The 24,596-nt window shown below is 73.0% G+C and carries 26 protein-coding genes; 16 read left to right on the top strand and 10 right to left on the bottom strand.

All coding sequences use genetic code 11. The features are described 5' to 3' along the window. The first annotated feature begins 49 nt into the window (after positions 1 to 49). The 3 genes from GA0070560_RS21465 (at position 50) to GA0070560_RS21455 (ending at position 3,614) form a co-directional block, all read left to right on the top strand. A complete protein-coding gene (locus GA0070560_RS21465; RefSeq protein WP_091300789.1) occupies positions 50 to 799 on the top strand; it encodes a sugar isomerase domain-containing protein in 750 nt (249 codons plus the stop codon). A 212-nt stretch (positions 800 to 1,011) separates the two neighbouring features. Continuing rightward, positions 1,012 to 1,515, top strand: coding sequence for a DUF6328 family protein (locus GA0070560_RS21460; protein ID WP_091300787.1), 504 nt, complete (start codon positions 1,012 to 1,014; stop codon positions 1,513 to 1,515). A gap of 128 nt (positions 1,516 to 1,643) precedes the next feature. After that, positions 1,644 to 3,614: an acyl-CoA dehydrogenase family protein gene (locus GA0070560_RS21455; protein WP_091300785.1), complete on the top strand. Its 1,971-nt coding sequence runs from the start codon at positions 1,644 to 1,646 to the stop codon at positions 3,612 to 3,614. Positions 3,615 to 3,677: 63 nt separating this feature from the next. Here the strand turns inward: GA0070560_RS21455 and GA0070560_RS21450 are convergent, their stop codons facing one another. The 7 genes from GA0070560_RS21450 to GA0070560_RS21420 all read right to left on the bottom strand — a co-directional run bounded on the left by GA0070560_RS21450 (position 3,678) and on the right by GA0070560_RS21420 (position 8,027). Further along, positions 3,678 to 4,283: a hypothetical protein gene (locus GA0070560_RS21450; RefSeq protein ID WP_091300970.1), complete on the bottom strand. Its 606-nt coding sequence runs from the start codon at positions 4,281 to 4,283 to the stop codon at positions 3,678 to 3,680. A gap of 51 nt (positions 4,284 to 4,334) precedes the next feature. Continuing rightward, entirely contained in the window at positions 4,335 to 4,730 is a 396-nt protein-coding gene (locus GA0070560_RS21445; protein ID WP_091300784.1) for a Fur family transcriptional regulator, read from the bottom strand. Positions 4,731 to 4,794: 64 nt separating this feature from the next. Next, a complete protein-coding gene (locus tag GA0070560_RS21440) occupies positions 4,795 to 5,094 on the bottom strand; it encodes an ArsR/SmtB family transcription factor (protein WP_091300782.1) in 300 nt (99 codons plus the stop codon). Between the two features lie 43 nt (positions 5,095 to 5,137). Then, a complete protein-coding gene (locus GA0070560_RS21435; protein ID WP_091300968.1) occupies positions 5,138 to 6,004 on the bottom strand; it encodes a metal ABC transporter permease in 867 nt (288 codons plus the stop codon). Between the two features lie 2 nt (positions 6,005 to 6,006). After that, positions 6,007 to 6,768, bottom strand: a complete 762-nt coding sequence (locus tag GA0070560_RS21430; protein ID WP_091300780.1) for a metal ABC transporter ATP-binding protein — start codon at positions 6,766 to 6,768, stop codon at positions 6,007 to 6,009. Continuing rightward, entirely contained in the window at positions 6,765 to 7,715 is a 951-nt protein-coding gene (locus GA0070560_RS21425) for a metal ABC transporter substrate-binding protein (protein ID WP_091300778.1), read from the bottom strand. Before GA0070560_RS21425 ends, GA0070560_RS21430 begins: the two co-directional genes overlap by 4 nt. Before the next feature lie 54 nt (positions 7,716 to 7,769). After that, the gene (locus GA0070560_RS21420; protein WP_091300776.1) at positions 7,770 to 8,027 is read right to left on the bottom strand and encodes a DUF6703 family protein; all 258 of its coding nucleotides are present in this window, start codon (positions 8,025 to 8,027) and stop codon (positions 7,770 to 7,772) included. Positions 8,028 to 8,054: 27 nt separating this feature from the next. On the opposite strand from GA0070560_RS21420, the gene GA0070560_RS21415 reads away from it, so the two are divergent. The 7 genes from GA0070560_RS21415 (at position 8,055) to dusB (ending at position 14,459) form a co-directional block, all read left to right on the top strand. After that, positions 8,055 to 8,396: an antibiotic biosynthesis monooxygenase family protein gene (locus GA0070560_RS21415; protein WP_091300774.1), complete on the top strand. Its 342-nt coding sequence runs from the start codon at positions 8,055 to 8,057 to the stop codon at positions 8,394 to 8,396. Between the two features lie 134 nt (positions 8,397 to 8,530). Beyond that, positions 8,531 to 9,004 (top strand): hypothetical protein, encoded by a 474-nt coding sequence (locus GA0070560_RS21410; protein WP_091300967.1) that lies wholly within the window; start codon positions 8,531 to 8,533, stop codon positions 9,002 to 9,004. A gap of 115 nt (positions 9,005 to 9,119) precedes the next feature. Further along, positions 9,120 to 10,499, top strand: a complete 1,380-nt coding sequence (locus tag GA0070560_RS21405; protein WP_091300771.1) for a glycine--tRNA ligase — start codon at positions 9,120 to 9,122, stop codon at positions 10,497 to 10,499. Between the two features lie 130 nt (positions 10,500 to 10,629). Continuing rightward, on the top strand, positions 10,630 to 11,451 hold the full coding sequence (locus tag GA0070560_RS21400) for a hypothetical protein (protein ID WP_091300769.1): 822 nt from the start codon (positions 10,630 to 10,632) through the stop codon (positions 11,449 to 11,451). 63 nt (positions 11,452 to 11,514) lie between these two features. Continuing rightward, complete coding sequence (locus tag GA0070560_RS21395; RefSeq protein ID WP_091300767.1) at positions 11,515 to 12,363, top strand: hypothetical protein; 849 nt, start codon at positions 11,515 to 11,517, stop codon at positions 12,361 to 12,363. Next, positions 12,356 to 13,180, top strand: coding sequence for a hypothetical protein (locus tag GA0070560_RS21390; RefSeq protein WP_139131560.1), 825 nt, complete (start codon positions 12,356 to 12,358; stop codon positions 13,178 to 13,180). The genes GA0070560_RS21395 and GA0070560_RS21390 overlap by 8 nt, the downstream gene beginning before the upstream one ends. A gap of 103 nt (positions 13,181 to 13,283) precedes the next feature. Then, positions 13,284 to 14,459, top strand: a complete 1,176-nt coding sequence (gene dusB, locus GA0070560_RS21385) for a tRNA dihydrouridine synthase DusB (protein ID WP_091300763.1) — start codon at positions 13,284 to 13,286, stop codon at positions 14,457 to 14,459. A gap of 55 nt (positions 14,460 to 14,514) precedes the next feature. Here dusB and GA0070560_RS21380 read toward each other — a convergent pair whose 3' ends face one another. Continuing rightward, positions 14,515 to 15,165, bottom strand: a complete 651-nt coding sequence (locus GA0070560_RS21380; protein WP_091300761.1) for a C39 family peptidase — start codon at positions 15,163 to 15,165, stop codon at positions 14,515 to 14,517. A gap of 594 nt (positions 15,166 to 15,759) precedes the next feature. Here GA0070560_RS21380 and GA0070560_RS30115 point away from each other — a divergent pair. Both GA0070560_RS30115 and GA0070560_RS21370 read left to right on the top strand, forming a co-directional pair. Then, positions 15,760 to 15,966 carry a hypothetical protein gene (locus GA0070560_RS30115; RefSeq protein WP_091300759.1) on the top strand — a complete coding sequence of 69 codons (207 nt, stop codon included), beginning with the start codon at positions 15,760 to 15,762 and terminating at the stop codon, positions 15,964 to 15,966. Positions 15,967 to 16,004: 38 nt separating this feature from the next. Beyond that, positions 16,005 to 16,421 (top strand): nuclear transport factor 2 family protein, encoded by a 417-nt coding sequence (locus tag GA0070560_RS21370; protein ID WP_091300757.1) that lies wholly within the window; start codon positions 16,005 to 16,007, stop codon positions 16,419 to 16,421. A 14-nt stretch (positions 16,422 to 16,435) separates the two neighbouring features. Here the strand turns inward: GA0070560_RS21370 and GA0070560_RS21365 are convergent, their stop codons facing one another. Next, positions 16,436 to 18,259, bottom strand: a complete 1,824-nt coding sequence (locus GA0070560_RS21365) for a beta-N-acetylhexosaminidase (protein WP_425412688.1) — start codon at positions 18,257 to 18,259, stop codon at positions 16,436 to 16,438. Positions 18,260 to 18,548: 289 nt separating this feature from the next. Here GA0070560_RS21365 and ppdK point away from each other — a divergent pair, with 289 nt between their 5' ends. Continuing rightward, a complete protein-coding gene (gene ppdK, locus GA0070560_RS21360) occupies positions 18,549 to 21,257 on the top strand; it encodes a pyruvate, phosphate dikinase (RefSeq protein ID WP_091300753.1) in 2,709 nt (902 codons plus the stop codon). A 52-nt stretch (positions 21,258 to 21,309) separates the two neighbouring features. Here the strand turns inward: ppdK and GA0070560_RS21355 are convergent, their stop codons facing one another. After that, the gene (locus GA0070560_RS21355) at positions 21,310 to 21,768 is read right to left on the bottom strand and encodes a roadblock/LC7 domain-containing protein (RefSeq protein WP_245675644.1); all 459 of its coding nucleotides are present in this window, start codon (positions 21,766 to 21,768) and stop codon (positions 21,310 to 21,312) included. Between the two features lie 240 nt (positions 21,769 to 22,008). Between GA0070560_RS21355 and GA0070560_RS21350 the strand changes: the two genes are divergently transcribed. The 3 genes from GA0070560_RS21350 (at position 22,009) to GA0070560_RS21340 (ending at position 24,579) form a co-directional block, all read left to right on the top strand. Next, entirely contained in the window at positions 22,009 to 22,359 is a 351-nt protein-coding gene (locus GA0070560_RS21350; RefSeq protein ID WP_091300749.1) for a VOC family protein, read from the top strand. Between the two features lie 2 nt (positions 22,360 to 22,361). Continuing rightward, on the top strand, positions 22,362 to 23,645 hold the full coding sequence (locus GA0070560_RS21345; RefSeq protein WP_091300747.1) for a deoxyguanosinetriphosphate triphosphohydrolase: 1,284 nt from the start codon (positions 22,362 to 22,364) through the stop codon (positions 23,643 to 23,645). A 100-nt stretch (positions 23,646 to 23,745) separates the two neighbouring features. Then, positions 23,746 to 24,579, top strand: a complete 834-nt coding sequence (locus GA0070560_RS21340) for a siderophore-interacting protein (RefSeq protein ID WP_091300745.1) — start codon at positions 23,746 to 23,748, stop codon at positions 24,577 to 24,579. The last annotated feature ends 17 nt before the right edge of the window (positions 24,580 to 24,596 follow it).

The raw sequence follows: 24,596 nt of genomic DNA, 5'->3' as shown, positions 1-24,596 counted from the left end.
CGTCCGGCGGGCCGACCACCGGCGGGAGCGACGAACGGACGGAGGACGCATGACGGTCAGCGCCGAGGCTTACCTGGCGGTGGTCACGCAGACGATCGGCCGGGTGGCCGCCGAGCAGCGGGCGGCGGTGGGCCGGGCGGCCGACCTGCTGGCCGGGGCGCTGCGCGCCGACGGGGTGATCCACGCCTTCGGCACCGGCCACTCCGAGGCCCTCGCCATGGAGATCGCCGGGCGGGCCGGCGGCCTGGTGCCGACGAACCGGATCGCGCTGCGCGACCTGGTGCTGCTCGGTGGCGAACCGGCCGGCATCCTCGGCCCGCATCTGGAACGTGATCCCGCGGTGGCGCACCGGCTCTACGAGCTGGCCCCGGTACGCCCCACCGACGTGTTCGTGCTCGCCTCCAACTCCGGTGTCAACGGGGCGATGGTGGAGTTCGCCTCCGTGGTCAAGGAACGCGGCCACGGGTTGGTCGCGATCACCTCGGCCCGGCACTCCGCCCGGATGACCTCCCGGCACCCGTCCGGTCGCAAGCTCGCCGACTTCGCCGACGTGGTGCTGGACAACGGCGCCCCGTACGGCGACGCGACCCTGCCGCTGCCCGACGGCGGCGCGGTCGGCGCGGTCTCCTCGATCACGGCGGCCCTGCTGGCCCAGCAGATCGTGGCCGAGACGGTGGCCCGGCTGCTCGCGGCCGGGGTGCGGCCCCCGGTCTACCTGTCGGCCAACATCACCGGCGGCGACGCGCACAACGCCGCGCTGGAGGCCCGGTACGCCGGCCGCATCCGCCGGGGTGCGTGAGCGCGAGGAGTGAGCCGGGTTTGCGAGCCCCGCAGTCGTGAACGAGGACGGCCATCGTGAGCGCGAGGAGTGAGCCGGGTCTGCGAGCCCCGCAGTCGTGAACGAAGGGCGCGCCGTCGTGAACCGGTTTCGCGCGGGACGCCGGGGGGCAAAGGCGTTGCTGCCGGCGGGCGGGGCCCGGCCGGCGGTACCGTCTCATCCGGAGGTAGCGCGTGTCCAGAGAATCTGATCGGCAGCGCTGGCAGCGCAACTTCGCCGACCTGCTCCAGGAGTTGCGGGTCGCGCAGACCGGCGTGCAGATCCTCTTCGCCTTCCTGCTCACCCTGCCGTTCAGCGCCGGGTTCGACCGGACGAGTGGCTTCCAGAAGGACGTCTACATCGTCGCGCTGCTGGCGGCGGCAGCCGCCACCGCGATGATCATCTCGCCGGTGGCCTTCCACCGCGCGCTCTTCCGTCAGGGCCGCAAGCCCGAGCTGGTCCGCTTCGCGCACCGGATGGCCAGCGGCGGTCTCGCCTTCATGCTGATCTCGATGGTCAGCGCGGTGCTGCTGATCACCGATTTCGTGCTCGACCGGAGCATCGCCTTCGTGCTCAGCGGGATCGCCGCGCTGTGGTTCCTGACCTTCTGGGTGTTCCTGCCGTTCGCCCGCCGCAACTGGGGTGAGGACGACATCGACGACGATGATGACGACCCGAAGGTGTTGGCCGGCGACTGATCCGCTGTGCCGGTCACCGGCCGGGAAATCGGACGTGCACACAACGCTACCCCTGGGTAACACCCGGGGGTAGCGTTGCTCGTGTCGAGCACGTTGACGCATCCGGACCGAGGTTCGAGGGGGCAGCCGTGACCACGACGCACCACAACCGATCCACCGCCGACGGCGCCGGGCCACTGCCCGCCGAGGCGGGCCAGGTGTCCGAGAAGGAGGCCCGCCAGGTCGCCGAGGCGGCCCGGGAGGCGGCCTGGGACCGGCCCAGTTTCGGCAGGGAACTCTTCCTCGGCCGGTTCCGGCTGGACCTGATCGACCCGTGGCCCCGCTCCGACCCGGCGGACGACGCCCGGGCCGAGGCGTTTCTCGCCGACTTCGAGGCGTACCTGCGCTCCGAGGTGGACGGCGCCGCCATCGAGCGGGACGCCCGGATCCCCGACGAGGTCTTCCACGGGCTGGCCCGGCTCGGCGCGTTCGGCATGAAGATCGATCGGAGGTACGGCGGGCTCGGCCTGAGCAACCTGCACTACTGCCGGGCGCTGATGCTGGCCGGTTCGGTCAGCCCGGCGATCGGGGCGCTGCTCTCCGCCCACCAGTCCATCGGGGTGCCGCAGCCGCTGAAGATGTTCGGCACCGACGAGCAGAAGCAGGCCTTCCTGCCCCGGCTGGCCGCCGGCGAGGTTTCCGCGTTCCTGCTCACCGAGCCGGATGTCGGCTCCGACCCGGCCCGGCTCGCCACCGTCGCCGAGCCGACCGCCGACGGCACCGGCTACCGGCTCAACGGGGTCAAGCTCTGGGCCACCAACGGCACCGTCGCCACCCTGCTGGTGGTGATGGCCCGCGTCCCGGCCGGCGAGGGCCGGCGCGGCGGCATCACCGCGTTCGTGGTGGACGGCGACAGCGAGGGCATCACCGTCGAGCGGCGCAACGCCTTCGTCGGCCTGCGCGGCCTGGAGAACAGCCTCACCCGCTTCCACGACGTCTTCGTGCCGAAAGAGAACGTCATCGGCGGCGAGGGCAAGGGGCTGAAGATCGCCCTGAGCACGTTGAACACCGGCCGGCTGTCGCTGCCGGCGATGTGCGTGGGCGCGGGCAAGTGGGCGTTGAACGTGGCTCGGGAGTGGGCCGCCGACCGGGTGCAGTGGGGCCGGCCGGTCGGCGAGCACGAGGCGGTCGCCCAGAAGCTGGCCTTCATCGCCGCCACCACGTACGGCATGGAGACCATGCTCGACCTGTGCTGCCTGCTCGCTGACGACGACCGCAACGACATCCGGATCGAGGCGGCGCTGGTGAAGCTCTACGCCAGCGAGATGGCCTGGAAGATCGGCGACGAGCTGGTCCAGATCCGGGGCGGGCGCGGCTACGAGACGGCCGACTCGCTCGCCGCCCGGGGCGAACGCCCGGCCGCCGTCGAGCAGCTCGTCCGGGACCTGCGGATCAACCGGATCTTCGAGGGCTCGACCGAGATCATGCACCTGCTGATCGCCCGGGAGGCCGTCGACGCCCACCTCTCGGTCGCCGGCGACATCATCGACCCGGACGCCGGCCTCGGCCGCAAGGCGAAGGCGGGGGTACGCGCCGGCGCCTTCTACGCCAGGTGGCTGCCCACCCTCGCCGTCGGCCGGGGCCAGAGCCCGAACGCGTACGGCGAGTTCGGGCCGCTCGCCGGCCACCTGCGCCAGGTCGAACGGTACAGGCGCAAGCTGGCCCGCTCCACCTTCTACGCGATGTCCCGCTGGCAGGGAAAGATGGAGCGCAAGCAGGCGTTCCTGGGCCGGGTGGTGGACATCGGCGCGGAGCTGTTCGCGATGAGCGCGGTCTGCGTCCGGGCGTACGCGGAGAAGGACACCCGTCCGGAGAACGTCGAGCTGGCCGACCTGTTCTGCCGCCAGGCCCGGGTCCGGGTCGAGCAGCTCTTCACCGCCCTGTGGCAGAACACCGACTCGGTCGACGTGGCCGCCGCGAAGCGTATCCTCGCCGGCCGGTACGCCGGTCTGGAGGAGGGCGTGATCACCCCGCCGGCCGACGCCCCCTGGGTGGCCCGCTGGCAGGCCGGCCCCTCCACCGCCGAGGACGTGCGCCGCCGCATCCCGCCGCAGCGCTGACCCCGGGCGTCGCGGCACAGGCCGCGGCCTGCCCGGTGCGGGTCGCGGCCGGTGCGGCTCGGGTCAGCGGCCGCTCCGCAGGCCGAGCCGCCGCAGCTCCAGCGCGGCGAGCGCGTCGACGGTGGCGTCGTCGCCGCGCCGCCACGCCTCGGCCACGTCCGGATCGATTGTCGTCAGCTTCCGCAGCGGCTGGCCGACCAGTGCGCGCAGGGCCAGCAGGTCCCGTCCGGCCGGCGCGGCGGCGAGCGCCTTCGCCGAGGCCGCCCGGCGCATCCACCGGACCCGCAACGGCAGCCAGCCGAACAGCACCAGCCCGAGCGGGAAGACCAGTGCCGCGACGCTCAACGCCAGGGCCAGCTGGCCGACCAGTTCCTGCTGGTCGCGGCCCGCCTCGGCGACCGAGCGGGCGGCGTCCGCGGCCCGCGTGAAGGGCGCGGTCAGCTCGTCGCCGACCAGCGGCACCCGGCCGACCTTGCCGCCCGCTTCGGCCAGGTTGTCGGCGAGGCCGCCGCCCGCCCCCTCCAGCTTCCGACCGGGTACGGCGAGCCGCTGCACCAGGTCGTGCAGCCACAGGGCGAAGCGGATCGCCGCGTACACCCAGACGGCCACGAGCAGGTCGGTGAGCAGCTGGCGGAGGAAGACGGGGGAGCGATCAGCGTAGATCTTCACGCCGGACAGCGTGCCACGGCGGGCCGCACCCGGCATCCCCCGCGACGTCGGTCAGCCGGTGCATCGCGGGCAGGTGCCGAAGATCTCCATGGTGTGACTGACGTCGGAGAAGCCGTGCTGGGCCGCCACCCGCTCCGCCCAGGTCTCCACGGCCGGGCCGGCCACCTCGACCGTCCGGCCGCAGCCCCGGCAGACCAGGTGGTGGTGGTGCCCCTCGCTGCACCGGCGGTAGAGGTGCTCGCCGCCCGGCGGGCGCATCACGTCGATCTCACCCGCGTCGGCGAGCCCCTGCAGGGTGCGGTAGACGGTGGTGAGCCCGACCCGCTCGCCCCGCTGCCGCAGCATGGCGTGCAGGTCCTGCGCGCTGTGGAAGCCCTCCACCTCGGCGAGCAGTGCGCTCACCGCCGTGCGTTGCCGGGTGTTCCGCAGCGCCGCTGTCTCGCTCATGTCCCCGCCTTTCCGCGGCCGGCGAGCGGCCGAGGCCGCCGGATTCCCCGCTCGCCGCGCTCGTTCACGATCCCTCCCCGGCGTGGCTCACCGCGTCCGCCACGATGTGTGCGACGTGCTCGTCGACCAGGGCGTACGCGATCTCACGGCCCCGCCGGGAGCCGCGTACGACGCCGGCGCCCCGCAGCACCCGCAGGTGCTGGGAGACCAGCGGCTGCGGGGCGCCGAGCCTCTCCACCAGCTCGTGCACACACCGCTCACCCTGCGCGAGTTCGCTCACGATCGCCAGCCGGATCGGGGCCGAGAGGGCGCGCAGCAGGTCGCCCGCGCCCTCGTAGGCGTCGTACCCGTTCGTGGCGGTCACCCTGCAACGGTAACCAATATCGCCGACGGCCTGCGGGGTGGCGTCATCGCAGGACGACCTCGTGCGGTTCGGGGCTGGGCGCGGCGGCGGGCGTGGCCCGGCGGCGCAGCACCCGCCAGAGCGCCGAGCCGACCGCGATCACGAGGAAGGAGGCGATGGCCAGCAGCACCACCGACGCGCCCGGGGCGGTGTCGGCGGTGGCCGCCACCCACACCCCGGCGCCGGCGGCGAAGAGGCCGAGCGCCATCGCGGCCGTCATGGTGCTGCGGAACCCCCGGGTGACCTGCTGCGCGGTGGCCACCGGCACCACCATCAGCGCACTGATCAGCAGTACGCCGACCGCCTGCATGGCGATGGTGACGGTGACCGCGACGGCGACCGCGAGCAGCATGTTGAGCGCCCGCACCGGCAGGCCGGCGACCCGGGCGTACTCCTCGTCGTGGCAGACCGCGAAGAGCGCCGGCCGCAGCGCCAGCATCATGACGAGGATCGCCACGCCGAGCACCACGATGGTGACCAGGTCCTGCGGCGAGATGGTGATCAGCGACCCGAACAGGTACGCGTTGAGACTGGCGCTGGTGGCGTCGGAGAGCCCGACCAGCATCACCCCACCGGCGATGCCGCCGTAGAAGAGCAGCGCCAGCGCGAGATCGCCGGAGGTGCGCCCGCGCGCGCGGACCAGCTCGACGGCGACGGCGCCCAGCGTCGCCGCGATCACCGCCGCGATCACGGGGGAGCGCTGGAACAACAGGCCGGCGCCGACCCCGGTCAGCGCGACGTGTCCGATGCCGTCACCGATCAGGGCCAGCCGCCGCTGCACCAGGTAGATGCCGAGCGCGGGGGCGGCCAGGCCGATGACCAGCGCGGCGATCAGCGCATGCTGCATGTAGGGGTACTGGAAGAGTTCCATGATCAGCTGCTCCACAGCCCGGCGGGCTCGTCGGGACCGTGCGGGTGCACGTGGTCGTGATCGGGCTCCGCGTGGTGACCGGCGGGTTCGGGCACCGCGCCGTCGTGGGCGATGCCGCCCTGGTGGACGACGACCGCCCGGCTGATCAGCGGGCGCAGCGGCCCCAGCTCGTGCGCGACGAGCAGCACGGTGCCGCCGCCGGCGACGAAGTCGCTCAGCGCCCCGGCGAACGCCTCCTGGCTGGCCGCGTCGACCCCGGCGGTGGGCTCGTCGAGCACCAGCAGCTCCGGCCGGCCGGCGAGCGCCCGGGCGATCAGGGTGCGCTGCTGCTGACCGCCGGAGAGGGTGGCGACCGGGTCACCGGCCCGGTCGGCCAGCCCGACGGCCCGCAGCGCCTCCTCGACGGCCTCCCGGTCGGCGCGCCCCGGCGGGCGCAGCACGCCCCGCCGGGCCAGCCGCCCCGAGGCCACCACCTCCCGCACCGTGGCCGGTACGCCGCTGCCGGCGCCGAGGCGCTGCGGTACGTACCCGATGCGCCGCCACTGCCGGAACCGGCGCAGCGGGGTGCCGAAGAGTTCGACGGAACCGGCGGCCAGCGGCACCAGGCCCAGCACGGCGCGGATCAGGGTGGACTTGCCGGAGCCGTTGGCGCCGAGGACGGCGACCACCTCACCGGCGGTCACGGACAGCGAGACGTCACGCAGCACGGCGCGGCCGTCGTAGCCGACCACCCCGTGCGTGACGGTGATGACAGGTGGTGTCACGAGCAGCTCAACGCCGTCCTCAGGCTCTGCAGGTTGGTACGCATCACCGAAAGGTAGTCCCCGCCGTTGTCGCTCGACAGCCCTTCGAGGGGGTCGAGCACCGCGGTCTTCGCGCCGACCTCGGCGGCGATGGTCTCGGCGACCCTGGGGCTGACCAACGTCTCGAAGAAGATCGTGGTGGCCTTGTGCTCCCGGGCCTCCTCGGCGACCTCGGCCAGCCGCTGCGGGCTGGGCTCGCTCTCGGGGCTGAGCCCGGAGATGCCGACCTGCTCCAGCCGGTAGCGCTCGGTCAGGTAGCCGAAGGCGGTGTGGCTCACCACGATCTCCCGGCGCTGGCAGGTCTTCAGCCCGGCGGTGAACTCGGCGTCGAGCTTCTCCAGTTCAGCGCGGAGCGCGGTGGCCCGGGCGGTGTAGTCGGCGGCCCGGTCCGGGTCGACCTTGCCGAGCCGTGCGGCGAGCTTGTCGCCGACCGTGGCCAGCCGGGTCGGGTCGAGCCAGAGGTGCGGGTCGGGGGCGCCGGCTTTCTCCTCGGCGTGACCGGCCTCACCCTCGCCCTCGTGGTCGTGGCCGGCCTGCGCGGTGGTCAGCAGCGGCTGCACGGTCGCCACGTCGAAGGTCCGGTCGCCGGCGTTCTGGTCGACGGCGGAGTCCACGGCCGGCTGGAAGCCCTTGAGGTAGACGACCAGCTCCGCCTCGGCGACCTGCCTCACCTGGCCCGGGCTGAGTTCCAGGTCGTGCGGCTCGGCACCCGGCTTGGCCAGGTTGGTGACCCTGAGCGCGTCCCCGCCGATCCGCTCGGCGAGGAACTGCAGCGGGTAGAAGGCGGCCACCACGTCGACCCGCTGCGGGTCGGCGCCGACGCCGTCGGACGAGCAGGCGGCGGTGCCGCCCAGGGCGAGCAGGGCGGTCACGGCGGCCAGGGCGCGCGGAGCGGAGCGGATGTTCATGACATCAACTCTCCGTGACAACGAGAATGATTGTCAAAAACGCATGATTGCATGTCAGAGCAGCTTGGCCAGCGCCACGGCGATCAACAGGGCGAGCATCAGCAGCCGCACCACCCGGGTGCGGGGAGCCTGGACCGGCCAGGTCGTCGCCATCAGCCAGACCAACCCGGCGGCGAGTGCCAGCAGCAACACGCCGCCGACCGGCCCCGGCGCGAAGAACGCCACCAGCACCAGCACCAGCGTGGCGAGGAACACCGAGGTCGGGTTCGCCCGGGCCAGCCGGGCCAGCAGGAGGTTCTGCGTACGCTGCATCCCACAGACTCTACGAGGAGGAACCCGGTGCAGGTGACCAACCGGTTCGTGGTCGACGCCGATGTCGCCGACGACTTCGTCGCCCGGGCGCACGCCGCGCTCGCGGCGCTCGCCGCCCGCCCCGGCTACCTGCGCGGCGAACTCCTGCGGGCGCTCGACGACCCGCGGCACTGGTGCCTGCTCACCGAGTGGGAGTCGGTCGGGGCGTACCGGCGGGCGCTGGGCGGTTTCGACGTCAAGATCGCCGCCGTGCCGCTGCTCGCCGAGTCGGTCGACGAGCCGTCGGCGTACGAGACGCTGGCCAGCGCCGCCCCGGCCGGCGAGGTCGTGGTGGCCGCCAGCGACCGGGCCGCGCACCCGCACCGCTGAATGATCTCCCCGCGCGGCGGCACCGGCGGGACGGTGGGCACTACCCTGCACCTATGACCGCACCCGGCCCGGCAGCACCGTCGCCGTACCCCGAGATGCCCGGCCGGGGCGAGGCCTCGCCCTCCGCCGACGGCGTGCCCACCCCGCCGCCCGGCCCGGGGGTCGCCCCGCCGTTCGCCGCGCCGCCCACCGAGGGCGGCCGCAAGCGGCTCTGGCTGGGGCTCGGGGTCGGCGCGCTGGCGCTGCTGATCTGTTGCGGCGGTGGCGGCACCGCCCTGGTCGGGCTCACCGTGAGCAGCATCCAGGCCACCGAGGAACAGGGCGAGGCGATCACCGACGCGTACTACGGCGCGCTGGTGCGCAAGGAGTACAACAAGGCGTACGAGACGCTCTGCGACTCCGCGCAGCGGCGTGAGTCGCGTGCCGAGTTCGCCCGGCGGATGTCCGACGAGCCGGCGGTGGCCTCCTACCGGATCGGCGACGTCGACCCGAACACGTTGACCGTGCCGGTCGACGTGACCTTCAGCGGTGGCGGGCAGGACGTGCAGACGGTGACGCTCGCCCCTGACCAGCAGACGGCCGGGCTGGAGGTCTGCGGGGTCAACTGACCCGGCCCCGGTATTCTGCTGGGCTCGGGGTGCCGCTGGTCGTACCGTTGTCCCGAACTGTTCCGTTCCATCCACATCGCGTCCCCGCCGACCGCCAGTCGGCGTAGGAGGAAACATGCCAGCCGACCGTATCGACGCCGTCGTCAGCCTCGCCAAGCGCCGAGGCTTCGTCTTCCCCTCCAGCGAGATCTACGGAGGCACCCGGTCGGCGTGGGACTACGGTCCGCTCGGCGTGGAGCTGAAGGAGAACGTCCGCCGGCAGTGGTGGAAGAGCATGGTCCAGCAGCGCGACGACGTCGTCGGCCTGGACTCCGCGGTCATCCTGGCCCGCAAGGTCTGGGAGGCCAGCGGCCACATCGCCGAGTTCGTCGACCCGCTCACCGAGTGCCAGTCCTGCCACAAGCGGTTCCGCGCCGACCACCTCGAGGAGGCGTACGCCGAGAAGCACGGCAAGCCACTGACCTCGCTGTCGGAGCTGAACTGCCCGAACTGCGGCAACAAGGGCACCTTCACCGAGCCGAAGATGTTCAACGGTCTGATGAAGACCTTCCTCGGCCCGGTGGAGAGCGACGAGGGCCTGCACTACCTGCGCCCGGAGACCGCCCAGGGCATCTTCGTCAACTACAAGAACGTGGAGACGGTCGCCCGCAAGAAGCCGCCGTTCGGCATCGCGCAGACCGGCAAGTCGTTCCGCAACGAGATCACCCCGGGCAACTTCATCTTCCGCACCCGCGAGTTCGAGCAGATGGAGATGGAGTTCTTCGTCGAGCCGGGCTCGGACGAGCAGTGGCACGAGTACTGGCTCTCCGAGCGCTGGAACTGGTACCTCGACCTCGGCCTGTCGGCGGACAACCTGCGCCTCTACGAGCACCCCAAGGAGAAGCTCTCCCACTACTCGAAGCGCACCGTCGACATCGAGTACCGGTTCCGGTTCGGCGGCAGCGAGTTCGCCGAGCTGGAGGGCATCGCCAACCGCACCGACTTCGACCTCGCCACGCACAGCAAGCACTCCGGCGTCGACCTGTCCTACTTCGACCAGACCAAGGGCGAGCGCTGGCTGCCGTACGTCATCGAGCCGGCCGCCGGCCTCACCCGCGCGGTGCTGGCGTTCCTGTTGGAGGCGTACGACGAGGACGAGGCCCCGAACACCAAGGGCGGTGTGGACAAGCGCACCGTGATGCGCTTCGACCCGCGGCTGTCCCCGGTCAAGGTGGCGGTGCTGCCGTTGTCGCGCAATGAGGCGCTCTCGCCGAAGGCGAAGGGGCTGGCCACGCAGCTGCGCAAGCGTTGGGTGGTCGAGTTCGACGACTCGCAGGCGATCGGCCGCCGGTACCGCCGCCAGGACGAGATCGGCACCCCGTTCTGCGTCACCGTCGACTTCGACACCCTCGACGACGACGCGGTGACCGTGCGCAACCGGGACACCATGGCCCAGGAGCGGGTCGCCCTGGACCAGGTGGAGCGTTACCTGATCGAGCGCCTGCCCGGCTGCTGATCCGACGATCCGACGGCCCCGTCCCGCCACCCGCGGGCGGGGCCGTCGCCGTTCACACCGGACGGCTGGTTGAGTGGTACCTGATCTCGTGCGAGCATTCGGCGTCGAATCTCGTCACGGGGGTGTGCGCATGACGCCGCAACAGGACTCTGACCACGACCCGAAGCGGCGGCGCCTGCTGCGCCGCGCCGCCACGGTCGCCGCCGGTGGCGCGGGGGCGGGCATCGCCGCCGCAGTGGGCCTGCCCGGCACCGCCCAGGCCGCCCCGGGCGGCGACCTCGTCCTGGGTACGACCAACGACGCCGGCACCGCCAGCACCACGCTGCTGCACGACGCCGGGCAGCCTCCGCTGCACCTGGCGAACACCTCCGGCGCACCGCTGCGGCTGGTGCCCGGCGCGCTCTCCCCGGCGGCCACGCTGACCGCCGCGCCCGGGACCGTGGCCGTCGACCAGGAGCGCGGCATGTTCGTCCGGACCGACCGGGCCGAGACCAGCGGCTGGGTGTGGACGAGCGAGTGGGCCACCACCTCCGTCGCCGTCCCGCCCACCCGGGTCCTTGACACCCGGGACGTCAACCTGCGCCGCAACCTCGTCTCCGGGGCGCTGGACGCCAACGGCCGGCTCCAGCCGGGCGTGCCGGTGGTGCTCGCACTGGACGCGTACGTCCGGGACGGCTACGCGGTCAAGGGCAACGTCACCGTGGTCGGCATGACCGGGGCGGGGGTGCTCACCGTCTGGGGCAGCGGCGCCAAGCCGACGGCGTCCACGGTGAACTGGTCGACCGCGGGCACCATCCTGTCCAACTTCCTCTTCAGCCAGCTCGGGGCCGTCGGGTCGTACCGCAGCGTGCTGACCCTGCAGGCCACCGCCTCGCCGACCCACGTGATCGTGGACCTGACCAGCCTGCTGGTCGGGCACCCGCACCAGGTGCTGCTCAAGGACGAGGGCTGATGGCCCGGCGGTTCCACGCCCACGTCGCCGGCCCGGCGAACCACCACGTCACGGGGGAATGAGATGACGTCCGACCGCTCCACGTCGCGGCGTACGCTGCTGCGCCGCGCCGCCGTCACCGGCGGCGCGGCGGTCGCCGCGACCGCCGCCACCGCCACGCCGGCCGCTGCCAGCGGTACGCCGGTCAAGCTCGGCGAGACCAACCAGGGCGGCACCACGACCGTCCGCAGCGCCGCCCCGAACGGGGGCGCCACCCTGGTGCTGCGCAACCCGGACGGCCCGACGCTGCGGCTGGGGGTGCCCGGCGCCACCGGCGGCCCGGCCGCGCCCGCCGGCACCGTCGCGCCGAGCCCGTACGGCCTCAGCGTCTCCGACGGCAGCACCCGGCACACGACGCTGACCACGGCGAACGCCACCATGCTGGTCCCGATTCCGCCGACCCGGGTGCTCGACACCCGCAGCAGCGCGGGCCGGGCCCGGCTGGTCCAGGGCGCCGACCGGATCGACGCGCAGGGCCGGGCGCTCGCCGAGACCGAGCTGGTCGTGACCCTGGCCGGGATCGGGTACGACATCGAGGGGTTGATCGGCAACGTCACCGTCACCAAGACCGAGAAGGGCGGCTTCGCCACGGTCTGGGGCGGCGGTGTCCTGCCGTCGGCCTCCACCATCAACTGGTGGACGGCCGGGCAACTGCTCTCCAACGGGGTGATCACCCAGGTCATGGCGTCCGGCGAGGAGCCGGACGTGGTCCGCATCCGCCTGCAGAAGAGCGCCGCCGCGGTGATCCTCGACGTCACGGGTCTGCTGGTCGCCCACCCCGAGTACGTGTCGATCAACAACCCGAAGACCGCGAGCACCAGCGACCTGCGTGCCGCCGTCGCCGACGACCGGGGGGTGCGGGGCGGTGCGTGACCACGGAGCCGAGGAGAGCAGGGGCATGACCAGCGAGGAGTCCTCGTCGAGCACCCGCCGGCGGATCATCGCCACCGGCGTCGCGGCGGGCGCCGGGCTCGGCGCGGCGGCGCTCGTGGCCACCCCGGCGCACGCCGACGCCGGCGACCCGGTGCTGATCGGGCAGGTCAACGACGCCGGCACGGCGGAGACCGAGCTGGTCGGCGGGTCGGAGAGCAACCCGACGCTGGCGCTCGGCTCGGTCGACTCGCTGCGGCTGGTGCCCACCAACGAGGAGCACATCCCGCCGGAGCTGCCCACCGGCTCCCTCGCCGTCACGCCGGTCGGGGATCTGGTGATCGGTGGCCAGGGCGGCCGGAAGGCGTACGTCAACACCTCCCGCTGGGCGAACCGGACGATGGCTGTCCGGCCGCAACGCGTCCTGGACACCCGGTCGCTGTCGGCGTACACCGCGCACATCGTCAGCTCCACCTCGGTGGTCAGCTCCGGGAAGCTCAACGCCGGTCAGGTGATCCACCTGACCGTGCAGAACGTGCCTCCGGCGCTGGCGGAGCGGGCCACCACCGCGTACGTGAACATCACCGTGGCCGGCACCGTCTCGGCCGGCGTACTGACCGCGTACAGCTCCTCGATCGCCCGGCCGAGGACCTCGTCGCTGAACTGGTGGGGGCCGAACCAGATCCTCTCCAACCTGGTGGAGGTGCGGCTCGGCAGCCACAACGGCCGGCCGCTGTGCTTCGCGATCCATGTCAGCGCCGCGACGTCGGTCATCGTGGACGTCTCCGGCCTGATCCTGTCGAACCCGGGCACCGTCTGACCCGTCCGCCGGTCGCCGTCGCGGTGCGAGTTCGCTCACCATCGCGGCGGCGGCCGGCCACCGGCGGCCGGGCCACCGTCGCGGGCATGGGATTCTTGGGTACGTGACCAGTCCCGCCGCTCCCGTCGCGCTCCGCCCGCTCACCCTCGGGCGGCACCAGGTGTGGCCGCCGGTGGTGCTCGCCCCGATGGCCGGCATCACCAACGTCGGCTTCCGGCAGCTCTGCCGCGAGCAGGGCGGCGGCATCTACGTCTGCGAAATGATCACCACCGTCGCGCTGGTGGAGCGGAACCCGAAGACCCTGCGCATGATCGCCTTCGGGGAGCACGAGCAGCCGCGCAGCCTCCAGCTCTACGGCACCGACCCGGAGATCACCGCCAGGGCGGTGCGGATCGTGGTGGAGAAGGATCTCGCCGACCACATCGACCTGAACTTCGGCTGCCCGGTGCCGAAGGTGACCCGCAAGGGCGGCGGCTCCGCGCTGCCGTGGCGACGGCGGCTCTTCGCCCGGCTGGTGAAGGCCGCGGTGGACGCCGCGTCACCCGCCGGGGTGCCGGTCACGGTGAAGATGCGCAAGGGCATCGACGACGACCACCTGACGTACGTCGAGGCGGGGCTCGCCGCCCAGGACGCCGGGGTCGCGGCGGTCGCCCTGCACGGGCGTACGGCCGCGCAGCGCTACTCGGGTACGGCGGACTGGGACGCCATCGCCACCCTCAAGCAGTCCCTCGACGTGCCGGTGCTCGGCAACGGCGACATCTGGGAGGCCGACGACGCGCTGCGGATGGTCGCGCACACCGGGGTCGACGGCGTGGTGATCGGGCGCGGCTGCCTGGGCCGGCCGTGGCTCTTCGCCGACCTGGAGGCCGCCTTCAACGGCCGCCCCGAGCGGCGGCTGCCGCAGCTCGGCGAGGTCGCGGCGACCATGCGCCGCCACGCCGAGCTGCTGGTCGACCAGTTCACCGCCGGGTCGCGTACGCCGGCGCGGGGCGAGCGGGACGGCTGCACCGACTTCCGCAAGCACGTCGCCTGGTACCTGAAGGGCTTCCCGGTCGGCAGCGAGCTGCGCCGCGAGCTGGCGATGATCGAGAGCCTGGCCCAGCTCGACGACCTGCTCGGCAAGCTCGACCCGACCGCGCCGTTCCCGGTGGAGACGCTCGGTCAGCCGCGCGGCCGGACGAACTCCCCGGGCAAGGTCTTCCTGCCGGACGGCTGGCTGGCCAGCCGGGACGACGACACCGTCCCCGAGGGCGCCGAACTGGCCGACTCGGGCGGCTGACCCCGGTACGACGAAGGGCCGGCCCCGTGGTGGGGTCGGCCCTTGTCGTGGTGGGTCAGTGGGAGTAGCCGCGGGTGGCGATCCAGTCGGCGAGGGTGTCGATGTCCATCTCGTAGCTGGCGGTGGCCGGGTTGGCCGAGTCGGCGATGGTGACGGTGTTGCCGTTGTCCTGGTAGCCGGTGACGGCGATGTAGTGGCCGCCTTCGAAGGAGTGGGTGCCGCCGTCGGTGTCGGTGGCGGTGCCGGCGATGTTGGCGACGATGGCGCGGCCGTTGTCGACGGTGCGCACGATATCGGCGCGCAGCTTGTCGGTCTGCTTGGTGTCGGCCTTGCCGGTCTTGATTTCGACGGTGCGGTAGACGTCGCCCTTGCCGGCTTCCTTGTTCAGGACGGGGGTGATGTCGTTGATGCTGTTGGTGCCGGCCTCGGTGGTGCCCATCCGCTTGGCCATGTCGTCGACGTCGATGTCCTTGTCGAGCACGGACAGGGCGTTGCGGGTGGCGGCGGGGCCGCAGTAGTAGAAGTTGGGCTGGGCTTCGTAGTCGACCTTGAGCTGTCGCTCGCCGCCGGGCTTGCGCTCGGTCTGCGCCGCGGGCTTGTCGGTGGGGGCGGCGTGTGCGGCGAGGGCGGGGCCGGCGATGCCGCCGGCGGTGGCGGTGATGGTGATGGCGGTGAGGGCGGTCTTGCGCAGGATGTCGGTACGCATGGGGTTGCTCCTTCTGCGTCAGGGGGATGCGGCAGCGCGCTGGGGGGCGGTGTGCCGCAAAAAAGGGGGGAGGTTCGGGGGACGTCTCCGGCGGCGGTGCCTGCGCGGGTCCGGGGGACCTGGCGGCGGGGCCTGCTCGGGTGTCCGGGGGATGTAACCGATCGGGCCGGGCCCGCATTCCGTGGGGTGGGGCCTCGGTGTCCGGGGGATGTAACCAACCCGGCGGGGCCCGCATTCCACGAACCCGGGGTCGGTGTCCCGGGGGATGTAACCGACCCGGCCTGGCCCGCATTCCGTCGGGGCCGCTCCGGGTGGCGTCCCGGGTGAGGGAGCGCCGGGGTTATGCCATGTACAACGCCCCGGCCCGGTCACCGATTCCGCCACCGGGGTGGCCCCGGCCACCGGACACCGCAGGTCAGACCGGACATCCACCCCAGCGGGGCCCACGAACGCCCAGCCCACGCACCCCGCGCCCCACAGCCCACTGCTCACCGTGTGCGCCTCGCCCGGCCGGGGGCACCGGCCGGGCGGAGGCTTCACGCGGATCAGGCCGATGCGGGCACCTTGTCCAGGAACCTGCCGGGTAGCGGGCCCGTGACGGTGGATCAGACCGTCGGCGATTACCCGGCAGGTAATCGACGCGGCCCCGACGCGCGGCACGCCGGGGAACTGGTCTTCCTCAGCACCATCGCGACGTTCGGCACGCCCCTGGACGTCACCCTGGCCGAGTTGTCCATCGAGTCGTTCTACCCGGCCGACGGGCACACGGCGTCGGTGCTGCGCGGCCGCGCCCGGCGATGACCGACCCCACCACGACACCGACACCGAGGAGGAACAGCATGTCCACCACCCGCAGCACGGTCGACGAACTCCTGTCCCGCATCGTCGCGGGGGAGGACCCCGACCGGATCGCCGAGGTGTACGCCGAGCAGGTCGACTGGCAGGTCGACTGGCCGGACGCCACACATCCCGACGTGCCCTGGATCCGCCCGAGAGCCACCCGGGCGGACGTCGCCGACCACCATCGCACCCTGGCCGCCTCCGCCGTGTCCGGACAGGGCTCGGCCACGGTCACGCACATCCTCGTCGAGGGGCCGCACGCCGTCGTGATCGGCGAGACGTCCCAGACGGTGCGCCGTACCGGGAAGAGGTTCCGCACCCGGTTCGCCCTGCACCTCACGGTGCAGGACGGGCTCATCACCCGCCACCACGTCTACGAGGACAGCCTCTCCGTCGCCGAGGCCTGCCGGGACTGACCCCACCGGGGCGGTCACCCGTCGGTGGTGGCCGCCGTGGGCGCGGGCGTCTCGGCGGCGTCCGGGCCGGGCTGGGTGGGGATTCGGCGCGAGGGCCCCCGGTCACCGTCGGTCGGCTCCACCGGCCAGGGCACCTCCGGGGAGCGGTGGAAGGTGATGCCGGCGGTGCTCCAGCGGGGGCCGTGCCCGGCCAGCCGGTCACGGAACCCGGCCCAGTCGTGCGTGGCCCGGGGTGACCAGGCCAGCTCGGCGAGGGCGGGCAGCCGGGGGAAGAGCATGAACTCGACCTCCGCCAGCGTGGTGACCGACTCGGTCCAGAGCGGGGCCTCCACCCCGAGCACCGCCTCGGCCGGCACCCCGGTCAGGTGCGCGCCCGGGTCCCAGTCGTATGCGCGGCGCACGTCGATCAGGCCGGCCCAGTCGTGGCCGATCGGGGTGTCCGGGGCGTACTTCATGTCGAGGTAGGCGTGGTTGCCGGGGGAGAGGATCAGCCGGGCGCCCCGGCGTACCGACTCGGCGATCTCCGGGTCGTCGCCGTTCGTGCCCCACCACTGGAGCACCCGCCCGGCGGCGTGCGCGGCGGGGGCGATCTGGTGCCAGCCGATGACTGTCTTGCCGGTCGCGGCGACGATCCGTTGGGTCCGCTCGACGAAGCCGGTGTAGGCCGCGCCCCTGACCTTGAACGCCTCGTCGCCGCCGATGTGCAGCCACGGGCCCGGGGTGAGGGCGGCCACCTCGCCGAGCACGTCGTCGACGAAGTCGTACGTCCGCTCGTCGGCCGGGTCGACGTAGCTGAAGCCGACCTCGGTCCCGGTGTACGGCGGCGGCGCGACCTTCCCCGGCGCCAGCTCCGGGTACGCGACCAGCGCCGAGTTGGTGTGGCCCGGCAGGTCGATCTCGGGGACGACCGTCACGTGCCGGCGGGCGGCGTGCCGGACGATGCGCCGGTAGTCCGCGGTGGTGTAGTGCCCGCCGGGGCCACCGCCCACCTCGGTGGCCCCGCCCACGCCGGCCAGCGCGGGCCAGGAGTCGACCGCGATCCGCCAGCCCTGGTCGTCGGTGAGGTGCAGGTGCAGGTGGTTGAGCTTGTACCGGGCCAGGTGGTCGATCACCCGCAGCACGTCGGCGACGGTGAAGAAGTGCCGGGCCACGTCGAGCATCGCGCCCCGGTAGGGGAAACGCGGCCGGTCGACGATCACGCCGCCGGGGACCACCCAGCGCGCGTCGACCGGGGTCGGGCTCTCGACCGCCGCCGGAAGGAGTTGCCGCAGCGTCTGCACGCCGTGGAAGAGGCCGGCGGCGGTGCCGGCGGTGATCCGTACCTCGGCGGGCGTGACGTCGAGGCGGTACCCCTCGTCGCCGAGGTCGTCGGCCGGGTCGGTCCCGGCGATCGTGCGGGCGTTCCCTCCGGTGGCCGGCGCGGCGGTGACGGCGTCCCCGGCCGCTTCCGTGCCCGCCCCGGCGGTGACCCCGGTCAGCGTGAGTGTCAACCGGTCGGCTCCTGCGGGCGGCAGGCCGGTGACCGGGAGCGGGCAGCCGGTGGCCGGGCGCAGCAGCTCCGCAAGGTGCCCGGCCACGTCCCGGGCGGCCGCGCCGGCGCTGACCCGGATCACGGCGTCGGCGGGAAGGGTGAAGTCGGCCGCCGGGTCCTCGGCGACCGACTCGGGGGCCGGCACCACGTCGCCGAGCCGGACCGGTGCCGATGGCGCGAGGAACTCCCCGGCCGCCCGGGCCAGGTCGGCGGCGGGTGGCCGGTGTACGGGCAGGCCGGCGGGTTCCTGGCCGGTCTCGGGGCGGGTGGACGGGGTGGTCGGCACGGCGACGGCTCCGGGGTGTATTTGCGACGGATATGGCAATGGTCAGGTTCAGCGGATCCAGCGCCGTCAAGGGTACGAGGGGGGTCGGGAGTTGCGTGATCGTGCGCGTGGAAGCGTTCCCAGAAACCACCACGAACGCGGATAGTCGTGATGGCTGTGCCTATCGTCACGAACGGTGCCAGCCCACTCGATGTTCGCTTAACCTTCGCCCACCGATCGCTGACGACGCCGGATTACCGGCGGTCGGCCCCGGGGTACCAGCAAACTGAACCTTCGTTAAGTGTCAATCCGGCGTGCGTGGGAGGCTCTGGTGGCAGCGCAAGAGACGGTCGATCACAAGTACGTCTACGACTTCGCCGAGGGCAACAAGGAGCTCAAGGACCTGCTCGGCGGCAAGGGGGCCAACCTGGCCGAGATGACCAATCTCGGCCTGCCGGTCCCGCCCGGCTTCACCATCACCACTGAGGCGTGCAAGGCGTACCTGGCCACCGGCCGGGAGCCCGACGGGCTGGCCGACCAGATCGAGGCACACCTGGAGTCCCTGGAACGGGAGATGGGCCGCCGCCTCGGCGACCCGGACGACCCGCTGCTGGTCTCCGTACGCTCCGGCGCCAAGTTCTCCATGCCCGGAATGATGGAGACCGTCCTCAACGTCGGCCTCAACGACCGCAGCGTGGTCGGGCTCAGCGCGCAGGCCGGCGGCAACGACCGGTTCGCCTGGGACTCCTACCGCCGCCTGATCCAGATGTTCGGCAAGACCGTCTGCGAGGTGCCCGGCGAGGAGTTCGAGCACGCCCTCGACGAGGCCAAGCGCGCCAAGGGCACGAAGAACGACCTGGACCTCGACGCGGACGACCTGCGCGGGCTGGTCGACGCGTACAAGAAGATCTTCGCCAAGCACACCGGGCGGGAGTTCCCGCAGGAGCCGCGCGAGCAGCTCGACCTCGCCATCCGCGCCGTCTTCGAGTCGTGGAACGCCGAGCGCGCCGTGCTCTACCGCCGCCAGGAGCGCATCCCGGCCGACCTCGGCACCGCGGTCAACGTGGTCTCCATGGTCTTCGGCAACCTCGGCCCCGACTCCGGCACCGGCGTCGCCTTCACCCGCGACCCCGCCAGCGGCGCGCAGGGCATCTACGGCGACTACCTCGCCAACGCCCAGGGCGAGGACGTCGTCGCCGGCATCCGCAACACCGTCCCGTTGCAGGAGCTGGAGCAGCTCGACAAGAAGTCCTACGACGAGCTGCTCGACATCATGGCCCGCCTGGAAGGGCACTACCGGGACCTCTGCGACATCGAGTTCACCATCGAGCGCGGCAAGCTCTGGATGCTCCAGACCCGGGTCGGCAAGCGCACCGCCGCCGCCGCGTTCGTCATCGCCGGCCAGCTCGTCGACGAGGGCCTGATCGACCTGGACGAGGCGCTGCACCGGGTCAACGGCGCACAGCTCGCCCAGCTGATGTTCCCCCGGTTCCGGCTCGACCACGACTTCCAGCCGGTGGCCAAGGGGATCGGGGCGTCACCGGGCGCGGCGTCGGGCAAGGTGGTCTTCACCTCCGCCCGCGCGGTCGAGCTGGCCGCCGAGGGGGAGGCGGTGATCCTGGTACGCCGGGAGACCAACCCCGACGACCTCAACGGCATGATCGCCGCCCAGGGCATCCTCACCTCGCGTGGCGGCAAGACCAGCCACGCCGCCGTGGTCGCCCGGGGCATGGGCAAGACCTGCGTCTCCGGCGCCGACGAACTGGACGTCGACGTCCCGGCGAAGCGGTTCACTGTCGGCGGGCACACCGTGGTCGAGGGCGACGTCGTCTCCATCGACGGCACCACCGGCAAGGTCTACCTCGGCGAGGTGCCGGTCATGCCGTCCGAGGTGGTGCAGTACTTCGAGGGCAGCCTCGACCCGGAACACATCGACAACGCGCTGGTCCGGGCCGTACACCGGATCATGGGCCACGCCGACGCCCGGCGGCGGCTGCTGGTCCGGACGAACGCCGACACCGGCGCCGACGCGGCGCGGGCGCGGCGGTTCGGCGCCGAGGGCATCGGCCTGTGCCGCACCGAACACATGTTCCTCGGTGACCGGCGGGAACTGGTCGAGCGGCTGATCCTGGCCCGCACCGACGACGAGCGGGAGTCGGCGCTCGCCGCGCTGCTGCCGTTGCAGCGGGCGGACTTCGAGGAGATCTTCCGGGAGATGGACGGGCTGCCCGTCACCGTCCGGCTGATCGACCCGCCGCTGCACGAGTTCCTGCCGCCGCTGGAGCAGCTCGCGGTCAACGTCGCCGTCGCCCAGGAACGCGGCGAGGACGTGGCCCAGGAGGAGGCGCTGCTCGCCGCCGTCCGGCGGATGCACGAGGAGAACCCGATGCTGGGCCTGCGCGGCGTCCGCCTCGGCCTGGTCATCCCCGGCCTGTTCGCCATGCAGGTCCGGGCGATCGCGGAGGCCGCGGTCACCGTCACCCGCGCCGGCGCGGTGGCCCGGCCGGAGATCATGGTCCCGCTGGTCGGCGCCGTGCAGGAGCTGGAGACGGTACGCGCCGAGGCCGAGAAGATCATCGCCGAGGTGGTCGGGGACAGCGGTGTCGAGGTACTCATCGGCACCATGATCGAGGTGCCCCGGGCGGCGCTGACCGCCGGCCAGATCGCCGAGGCGGCGCAGTTCTTCTCCTTCGGCACCAACGACCTCACCCAGATGGGCTGGGGCTTCTCCCGCGACGACGTCGAGGGCGCGTTCTTCTGGCGCTACCTCGAACTGGGCATCTTCGGCATCTCGCCGTTCGAGTCGATCGACCGCGAGGGGGTCGGCCGGCTGGTCCGCATCGCCGCCGAGGAAGGCCGGGCGGCCCGCCCGGAGTTGAAGCTCGGCGTCTGCGGCGAGCACGGCGGTGACCCCGACTCGGTGCACTTCTTCCACGAGGTCGGGCTGGACTACGTCTCCTGCTCGCCGTTCCGGGTTCCGGTGGCCCGGCTGGAGGCCGGTCGTGCGGCCGTCGAGACGGACGGATCCGACAGCCGCTGAGCATGTCGTCGACGGTGGCTCCGGGCCGCCCGGAGCCACCGTCGACACCCGCCTAGCCCCAGTCGGTCGTGGCGCCCGGACGTCGCCGGGCCAGCGTGCCCACCGGGGTGCGCGTGGTCAGCGCGGCGTGCACCTCGGGCACCGGCGTCGCGCCGACCCGCTGCGAGTCGACCGCCGCGCCGGCCCGCTCCGCCACCGCCCGGGCCTCCTCGTGCAGACCCGCCAGGTCGCTGCCCGCCTCGGTGACCAGGGTGAGCAGCGCATGCCGCCCGGCCGGATAGGTGATCACGCACCCGGTCGAGGTGTGCACCACCGACTCCCGGAAGCTGCCGCCGCGTACCGTGTCGGCGACCTGCTGCCCCACCCCGTGGCTCACCGCGGCGAGCGCTGCCAGGTGTGTGGCGTCGGTCGTCGGCAGGTCGCTGGAGATGAGCAGCCCGTCGCGCCCGGCCAGCACCGTCCCGGCCACCTCCGGCCGACGCCGGCGCAGCCCTCGCAGCTCTGTCTCCATCACCGTGTCAACGTGCACGAGCGTCCCCCGATCGTCGCGTCCTCACGTACCGCTCCCGGCACGTTACCGAACGCCATGCCCACCTCGCGATCCCGTTACGGTCGGCACTCGGGCGGCAACTCTCGACTGAACGGTGGGTTGCGGACCCGTCGCGTCCCGTTCGCCGACGCGCCGACTCCGACGGCGCGGCGTAACCTGGCTCCCGCGACGAGTTGCGTACGACCGGCGAAGGGTGGCCGCATGACCAGCGTCTGGGCAAGCTTGACCGTCGACGCCCGCGATCCGGCCCGGCTGGCCCGCTGGTGGGCCGAGGCGCTGGGCTACCAGGTGGTCACCGAGAAGCCGGACGAGGTGGAGATCCGGCAGTCCGCCGAGCGGCTGCCCGGCATCGTCTTCGTGCCGGTCACCGACGACAAGCAGACCAAGAACCGGCTGCACCTCGACCTGCGTCCCGCCGACCTGGAGGCCGAGGTGGAGCGACTGGTCGACATGGGTGCCCGGCACGTCGACATCGGCCAGGGCGACGTCGGGTGGACGGTGCTCGCCGACCCCGAGGGCAACGAGTTCTGCGTGCTGCGGCAGCAGGGCTGACGGTGCCGGTCGAGCCGTCCGACACGCACCTCGCCGGCCCGCGCGACGACGAGCCCGCCGACGCCCGGCGTTTCGTCGAGGAGACGCCGAAGGACACCGGCCACGGCCGGTCGCCGTACGAGCGGGACCGCGCCCGGGTGCTGCACTCCGCCGCGTTCCGCCGGCTCGCCGCGAAGACCCAGGTGCACGTCGCCGGGACCGACGACTTCCTGCGTACCCGGCTGACCCACTCGCTCGAGGTGGCCCAGATCGCCCGGGAGATGGGCGCCCGGCTGGGCTGCGACCCGGACGTGGTGGACACCGCCGGGCTCGCCCACGACCTCGGACACCCGCCGTTCGGGCACAACGGCGAGGAGGCCCTCGACCGGCTGGCCGCCGGCTGCGGCGGGTTCGAGGGCAACGCCCAGACACTGCGCGTGCTGACCCGGTTGGAGGCCAAGGTGCTCGGCCCGGACGGCGTCCCCGCCGGGCTGAACCTCACCCGGGCCTCCCTCGACGCGGTCAGCAAGTACCCCTGGCCCCGCCGCTCCGGGCAGCGCAAGTTCGGCGTGTACGCCGACGACCGGCCGGTCTTCGACTGGCTGCGGGCCGGCGTGCCGGACGGCGGCGTCCGCCGCTGCCTGGAGGCGCAGGTGATGGACTGGTCCGACGACGTGGCGTACTCGGTGCACGATGTCGAGGACGGCATCCACGGCGGGTACGTCTCGCTGCGCCCACTGCTCGACGACCCGGACGAGCGGGCCGCCCTCTGCGTGGACGTGGCCGCCGTCTACTCCGGCGAGTCCCCGGCCGACCTGAACGAGGTGCTGGTCGACCTGCTCGACGAGCCGGTGCTCGCCCGACTCGCCGCCTACGACGGCAGCCACCGGGCGCAAGTGGCCCTGAAGGCGACCACCAGCGTGCTCACCGGCCGGTTCGTCGCCGGCGTGGTGGCCGCCACCCGGGAGCGCTTCGGTCCCGGCCCGCACCGCCGCTACGCCGCCGACCTGGTGGTGCCCCGCCGGATCCGGGCCCAGTGCGCGCTGCTCAAAGGGATCGCCTGGCGGTACGTGATGCGCCGCCCGGACGCCCGGGCCCGCTACGACCGGCAGCGGGAGATCCTGACCGACCTGGTGAGCGTGCTGGCCGACCGGGCGCCCGACGCGCTCGACCCGGTCTTCGCCCCGCTGTGGCGGGCCGCCGGCACCGACGTCGCCCGGTTACGGGTGGTCGTCGACCAGGTCGCCTCGCTCACCGACCCGGCCGCGGTGGCCTGGCACGACCGCCTGGTCCGCCCTGGCCGCTGACCCGCCGTCCTGCGGGCTGACCCCGTCGTCCCGGCGGCGTGACCAGGGGTCGGTGGCGACCCGGTGGGGGTCACCGCCCGAGTGAGGCTAGCCTAACCGTATGACCGACCGCCCCAAGAAAGTCACGTCCGCCCGGGTCCTGCGGACCGAGCGACCCAGCCCGCACCTGGTCCGCGTGGTCCTCGGCGGGGAGGAACTGGCCGGGCTGCCGGTGGGGGAGTACACCGACCACTACGTGAAGCTGGTCTTTCCGCCGGACGGGGTGACCTACCCGCACCCGGTGGACCTGGCCACCATCAAGCGGGAGTACCCGGCGGAGCAGTGGCCGCGGCTACGCGCGTACACCGTGCGGGCCTGGGATCCGCTGGCCGGTGAGCTGACCCTCGACGTGGTGCACCACGGTGACGAGGGGCTGGCCGGGCCCTGGGCGGCTCGGCTGCGACCCGGGGACGAGGTGCTCTTCACCGGCCCCGGCGGGGGGTACGCGCCGGATCCGACGGCGGACTGGCACCTGCTGGTGGGCGACGAGAGCGCCCTGCCGGCGATCGGTGCCGCGCTGGAGCGGCTGCCGGTGGGCGCCCCGGCGGTGGTCTTCGTGGAGGTGGACGGGCCGGCGGACGAGCAGCCGCTGCCCAGCCCCGGCGCGGTGGAGCTGACCTGGCTGCACCGGGGCGACCGGCCGGTCGGCACGGCGCTGGTCGAGGCCGTGCGGGCACTGGAGTTCCGGCCCGGCCGGGTGCACGCCTTCGTCCACGGCGAGGCCACCTTCGTCAAGGACCTGCGCCGGCTGCTGCGGGTCGATCGGGCCGTGCCCCGGGCCGACCTCTCCATCTCCGGCTACTGGCGTCGCGGCATGGACGACGAGGGCTGGCGCTCCACCAAGCCGGACTGGAACCGCCAGGTCGAGGCCGAAGAAGCCGCCGTCCTCCCCTGACTCCCCCCCACCCCCCC

It is taken from the genome of Micromonospora halophytica (assembly GCF_900090245.1).
Lineage (GTDB): Bacteria > Actinomycetota > Actinomycetes > Mycobacteriales > Micromonosporaceae > Micromonospora > Micromonospora halophytica.
The sequence above is the reverse complement of the archived record's forward strand: the minus strand, read 5'-3'. Positions and strand labels throughout refer to the sequence as shown.

Coding starts and splice junctions, on each gene's coding strand:
- GA0070560_RS21465 (WP_091300789.1), top strand. CDS start 50: ATGACGGTCAGCGCCGAGGCTTACCTGGCGGTGGTCACGCAGACGATC.
- GA0070560_RS21445 (WP_091300784.1), bottom strand. CDS start 4,730: ATGAGCGAGACAGCGGCGCTGCGGAACACCCGGCAACGCACGGCGGTG.
- GA0070560_RS21435 (WP_091300968.1), bottom strand. CDS start 6,004: ATGGAACTCTTCCAGTACCCCTACATGCAGCATGCGCTGATCGCCGCG.
- GA0070560_RS21425 (WP_091300778.1), bottom strand. CDS start 7,715: ATGAACATCCGCTCCGCTCCGCGCGCCCTGGCCGCCGTGACCGCCCTG.
- GA0070560_RS21420 (WP_091300776.1), bottom strand. CDS start 8,027: ATGCAGCGTACGCAGAACCTCCTGCTGGCCCGGCTGGCCCGGGCGAAC.
- GA0070560_RS21405 (WP_091300771.1), top strand. CDS start 9,120: ATGCCAGCCGACCGTATCGACGCCGTCGTCAGCCTCGCCAAGCGCCGA.
- GA0070560_RS21400 (WP_091300769.1), top strand. CDS start 10,630: ATGACGCCGCAACAGGACTCTGACCACGACCCGAAGCGGCGGCGCCTG.
- GA0070560_RS21395 (WP_091300767.1), top strand. CDS start 11,515: ATGACGTCCGACCGCTCCACGTCGCGGCGTACGCTGCTGCGCCGCGCC.
- GA0070560_RS21380 (WP_091300761.1), bottom strand. CDS start 15,165: ATGCGTACCGACATCCTGCGCAAGACCGCCCTCACCGCCATCACCATC.
- GA0070560_RS21370 (WP_091300757.1), top strand. CDS start 16,005: ATGTCCACCACCCGCAGCACGGTCGACGAACTCCTGTCCCGCATCGTC.
- GA0070560_RS21355 (WP_245675644.1), bottom strand. CDS start 21,768: ATGGAGACAGAGCTGCGAGGGCTGCGCCGGCGTCGGCCGGAGGTGGCC.
- GA0070560_RS21350 (WP_091300749.1), top strand. CDS start 22,009: ATGACCAGCGTCTGGGCAAGCTTGACCGTCGACGCCCGCGATCCGGCC.
- GA0070560_RS21340 (WP_091300745.1), top strand. CDS start 23,746: ATGACCGACCGCCCCAAGAAAGTCACGTCCGCCCGGGTCCTGCGGACC.